At 72.4% G+C, this 4,891-nt stretch carries 4 protein-coding genes; 2 read left to right on the forward strand and 2 right to left on the reverse strand.

The features are described from left to right. Positions 1-483: 483 nt before the first annotated feature. Complete coding sequence (locus EV562_RS34910; protein WP_133890880.1) at positions 484-1,308, reverse strand: purine-nucleoside phosphorylase; 825 nt, start codon at positions 1,306-1,308, stop codon at positions 484-486. A gap of 94 nt (positions 1,309-1,402) precedes the next feature. Then, complete coding sequence (locus tag EV562_RS34915; RefSeq protein WP_133890881.1) at positions 1,403-1,840, reverse strand: gamma-glutamylcyclotransferase; 438 nt, start codon at positions 1,838-1,840, stop codon at positions 1,403-1,405. Between the two features lie 72 nt (positions 1,841-1,912). Here EV562_RS34915 and EV562_RS34920 point away from each other — a divergent pair, with 72 nt between their 5' ends. Beyond that, a complete protein-coding gene (locus EV562_RS34920; protein WP_166662170.1) occupies positions 1,913-3,361 on the forward strand; it encodes an NAD(P)H-quinone dehydrogenase in 1,449 nt (482 codons plus the stop codon). A gap of 178 nt (positions 3,362-3,539) precedes the next feature. Continuing rightward, the gene (locus EV562_RS34925) at positions 3,540-4,526 is read left to right on the forward strand and encodes a DeoR/GlpR family DNA-binding transcription regulator (protein ID WP_133890882.1); all 987 of its coding nucleotides are present in this window, start codon (positions 3,540-3,542) and stop codon (positions 4,524-4,526) included. Positions 4,527-4,891: the final 365 nt, after the last annotated feature.

The raw sequence follows: 4,891 nt of genomic DNA on the forward strand, positions 1-4,891 counted from the left end.
GGGGTGGGGGGGGGGGGGGTTTCGCGCTTGGGGTGGGGGGGGGGGGGGGGGGCGGGGGGGGGGGGTGTCCGTCCTCGGAACGGCGCGGAATCGGTCGGCCGCAGAAGCGGGAGGCGTTGACGCGCCAACCGCTGCGGGCGGACACCCCCCGCCCCGTCCCCTCCCCGCCGTACGCGGCTGCGGGTCGCCATCCCCCGGCGACCCCTCCCCGCCGTACGCGGGTGCCGGTCGCCGTCGCCGCGGGTGGTGCCCCCCGCTGCGGGCAGTCGTGCCGCTGGGGCGGCACGGGTGGGCGGTGGGGGCACCTCCCGCTCGAGCGAAGTCGAGAGTGGGGGAGGCACCCCGCAACGCCGGGTAGCGCTCTCCTCGCCCCGCACCCATCCCGGCCCGCCGGGGAACGCCGGGACGCGACCCGCCCCACGCCGGGCCACCGGACGACGCCGGGTCACGCGACCCAGCCCGCCGCGCGCAGCGCAGCTTGGGCTACAGCCGGTCCAGGACCTGGGTCAGCAGCGTTCCCATGCGCGCGGCGGAGTCGCGGCCCGCCTGGAGGACCTCCTCGTGGTTGAGGGGCTCGCCCGTCATGCCCGCGGCGAGGTTGGTGACCAGGGAGATGCCCAGCACCTCCGCGCCGGCCTCACGGGCCGCGATCGCCTCCAGGACCGTGGACATGCCCACCAGGTCGGCACCGATGACGCGGGCCATGCGGATCTCGGCCGGGGTCTCGTAGTGCGGGCCGGGGAACTGGGCGTAGACGCCCTCCTCCAGCGTGCCGTCGACCTCCTTGCACAGGGCCCGCAGGCGGGGCGAGTACAGGTCGGTGAGGTCGACGAAGTTGGCGCCGACGATGGGGGAGGTGGCGGTGAGGTTGATGTGGTCGCTGATCAGGACCGGCTGGCCGGGGCGCATGCCCTCGCGCAGGCCGCCGCAGCCGTTGGTCAGGATGATCGTCTTGGCGCCGGCGGCGACGGCGGTGCGGACGCCGTGGGAGACGGCGGCCACGCCGTGGCCCTCGTAGTAGTGGGTGCGGCCCAGGAAGACCAGCGCACGCTTGTCACCGATGGAGTACGAGCGGACCTTGCCGCCGTGCCCCTCCACCGCGGGCTTCGGGAAGCCCGGCAGGTCGGTGACCTGGAGATCGGCCTCGGGGGCGCCCAGGGCGTCCACGGCCGGAGCCCAGCCGGAGCCCATCACGAGGGCGACGTCGTGGGTCTCGGCGCCGGTGAGTTCGCGCAGGCGGGCCGCGGCGGCGTCGGCGGCGGCGTAAGGGTCGCCCTGGATGTCGTCCGGAAGAAGAGATGCGTTCACGCCGAAGAGGGTAGCCGGTTTGCGGCTACGCGCGTAGATGTCGGAGGTCACGGGATGGGTGTTTTTGGGTTGGAGGTTTTGACAGGGGGCGGCCTCAGCAGGGGCGCTTGCGGAGTTCCATGACGTAGTCGTGGGGGGCCCCGGCCGATTCGGCGGCGTCCGCCACCTCGCCGAGGTAGCGGGCGGAGGGCAGGCCGCCCTCGTAGGCGTTCAGGACGTAGGTCCAGGCACCCTCCTCGCCGTCCAGGGTGTGGATGCGCACGCGGGTCCGCCGGTAGATCTCCAGGCCCACGCCCTCCCAGCGGTCGAGGGAGTCCTCGTCCATCGGGGCGATGTCGTAGAGGGACACGAAGACCTGGGAGAGCGGGTCCTCCACGAGGGTCGCGAGCGCGCCCTCCCAGCCCATGTGCTCGCCCCCGAAGGTCAGCCGCCACCCGTTCAGCCAGCCGGTGGCGCGCAGCGGCGAGTGCGGGGCGCGGCGGGTCATCAGCCGCGCGTCGAGGTTGCCGGCGTAGGCGGCGTAGAGCGACATGGGGGGAAGCGTACGCGCCGTTCTTGTAACGGTGGCGGCCCCGGGCGGCCGGCCGTTGAAGGGTGCGGGACAATGGAGTACGTGACTCGGATCGTGATCATTGGCGGCGGACCCGGCGGATACGAAGCGGCGCTGGTGGCCGCTCAGCTCGGCGCGGAGGTGACCGTCGTCGACTGCGACGGTCTGGGCGGGGCGTCGGTGCTGACCGACTGCGTGCCGTCCAAGACCCTCATCGCCACGGCTGAGGTGATGACCACCTTCGATTCCTCGTACGAGGAGCTGGGGATCATCGTCGCCGACGACACCCCGCCCATGGAGCAGGCCGCCCGGGTGGTGGGCGTCGACCTGGGCAAGGTCAACCGGCGGGTGAAGCGGCTCGCGCTGGCGCAGTCGCACGACATCACCGCCTCCGTGACCCGGGCGGGTGCGCGGGTCATGCGGGGGCGCGGGCGCCTGGAGGGCATGCAGGGGCTGGACGGGTCCCGCAAGGTCGTGGTGCGGACCGCCGACGGGAGCGAGGAGACGCTGACCGCGGACGCGGTCCTCATCGCCACCGGCGGGCATCCGCGGGAGCTGCCGGACGCGCGGCCCGACGGGGAGCGCATCCTGAACTGGACCCAGGTGTACGACCTGGAGGAGCTGCCCGAAGAGCTGATCGTGGTCGGGTCCGGTGTGACCGGTGCCGAGTTCGCCGGGGCCTACCAGGCGCTCGGGTCGCGGGTCACCCTCGTGTCGTCGCGGGACCGGGTGCTGCCCGGTGAGGACCCGGACGCGGCGGCCGTCCTGGAGGACGTCTTCCGGCGGCGCGGGATGAACGTCATGTCGCGGTCCCGGGCCCAGTCCGCCAAGCGGGTGGGCGACCGGGTCGAGGTGACGCTGTCCGACGGGCGGGTCATCAGCGGGTCGCACTGTCTGATGGCCGTGGGCGCCATCCCCAACACCGAGGGGATGGGTCTGGAGGAGGCCGGGGTCCGGCTCAAGGACTCCGGGCACATCAAGACCGACCGGGTCTCGCGCACCTCGGCCCCCGGGGTGTACGCCGCCGGTGACGTCACCGGTGTCTTCGCGCTGGCCTCGGTGGCGGCGATGCAGGGGCGGATCGCCATGTACCACTTCCTGGGCGACGCCGTGACTCCGTTGAACCTGAAGACCGTGTCCGCCAACGTCTTCACCGACCCCGAGATCGCCACCGTCGGCTACTCGCAGGCCGACGTGGACGCGGGCAAGATCGACGCGCGGGTGGTGAAGCTGCCGCTGCTGCGCAACCCGCGCGCCAAGATGCAGGGCATCCGGGACGGCTTCGTCAAGATCTTCTGCCGGCCCGGGACCGAGATCGTGGTGGGCGGTGTCGTCGTGGCGCCGCGTGCCTCGGAGCTGATCCATCCGATCTCGATCGCCGTCGACAACAACCTGACGGTCGAGCAGATCGCCAACGCCTTCACCGTGTATCCCTCGCTCTCGGGGTCGATCGCGGAGGTGGCGCGGCAGTTGCACACGCGCAAGGCCGGCGGCGAGGGCTAGCCGGAGGGGCGCGGCTGGAATCGACTCCCCGCTGGTCACGGGGAGTTGCGGCGCTTGCGGGCGGCATAGGCGCCCGGAGTAGGCGCGTATACCACTTCACGTGGTGGCATGCGAACAACTTCTGTTATTCGGCGCATACTGCTGAAAGCAGACGGTCGTTGGGGTTACTGTCAGTTTCGTGTTCGCTGCAGAACGTCGCCAATTGATCCTCGAAATGGTGCGAGCGAACGGGGCCGTGTCGCTCCGTGAGCTCGCCCGCGTCGTCCAGACCTCCGAAGTGACCGTACGGCGGGACGTGCGCGCACTGGAGGCAGAAGGACTCCTCGACCGCCGGCACGGCGGTGCGGTACTGCCGGGCGGGTTCACGCGAGAGTCCGGCTTCCCGCAGAAGTCCCATCTCGCGACCGCCGAGAAGACGGCCATCGCCGATCTCGCCGCGGGTCTCGTCGAAGAAGGCGAGGCCATCGTGGTGGGGGCGGGAACCACGACACAGGAGCTGGCCCGCCGGCTCGCGCGGGTTCCCGGGCTGACCGTGGTCACCAACTCGCTGCTGGTGGCCCAGGCCCTCGCCCACGCCAACCGAGTGGAGGTCGTGATGACCGGCGGCACGCTCCGGGGGTCCAACTACGCCCTGGTGGGGTCCGGGGCCGAGCAGTCCCTGCAGGGGCTGCGGGTCTCCAAGGCCTTCCTGTCCGGGAGCGGGCTGACCGCCGAGCGGGGCCTGTCCACGTCCAACATGCTGTCGGCCTCCGTCGACCGGGCGCTGGTCCAGGCGGCCGCCGAGGTCGTCGTCCTCGCCGACCACTCCAAGCTGGGCACGGACACCATGTTCCAGACCGTGCCCACCGATGTCATCACCCGCCTGGTCACCGACGAGTCGCCGGTCCACGACGACCGTGCCGCCACCGAGTTGCAGGCCTTGGCCGACCAGGGCGTGCAGATCGCCGTGGCCGGGGCGGCGGGGGGTGGTGCGGCGAACGGCAACGGGCCGTCGGGGGTGCCGGGGGGTGATGCGGTGGCGCGTCAGCAGCGCCGGGACGTGCCGCTCCCGGGGCCGCGCCGTCAGGTTCCGGGCGCGGCGACGGGGCTGCGGTCGGCCACCGCCCTGGGTGAGCAGGGGGGCGGGGCGGAGCGGGCGCGCGTCGCCGACATGCGGCGACGCTAGGCGTCCGTGCGGTGACGGTCGCGCGTCCGGCGCGGCAGGGCGGTCGGTGGCCGGGTGTCGTCGGTCGTTGTCCGTCCACGCCCACGTTGTCCGTGTACGCCCCTGCTGTTTGTCCGTCGTTGTTCGTGCGTCGCTGGTTGTTGTTCGTGCGTCGCCGTGCGGTGGCGGCCGTCGTCCGTGTGTCGGCGGTCGGTGTGCACGGGCAGTTACAGGGGCGCCCGGCGGACCGTGATGCGGTCTGCCGGGCGCCCCTGGCGGTGGTACCGGTGTCGTCAGTCCTTGATCTCGCAGATGGCGGCGCCGGAGGTGAGGGAGGCGCCGACCTCGGCGCTGAGGCTCTTGATGGTGCCGGACTTGTGGGCGTT

The sequence above is a fragment of the Streptomyces sp. BK208 genome, from assembly GCF_004364245.1.
GTDB lineage: Bacteria > Actinomycetota > Actinomycetes > Streptomycetales > Streptomycetaceae > Streptomyces.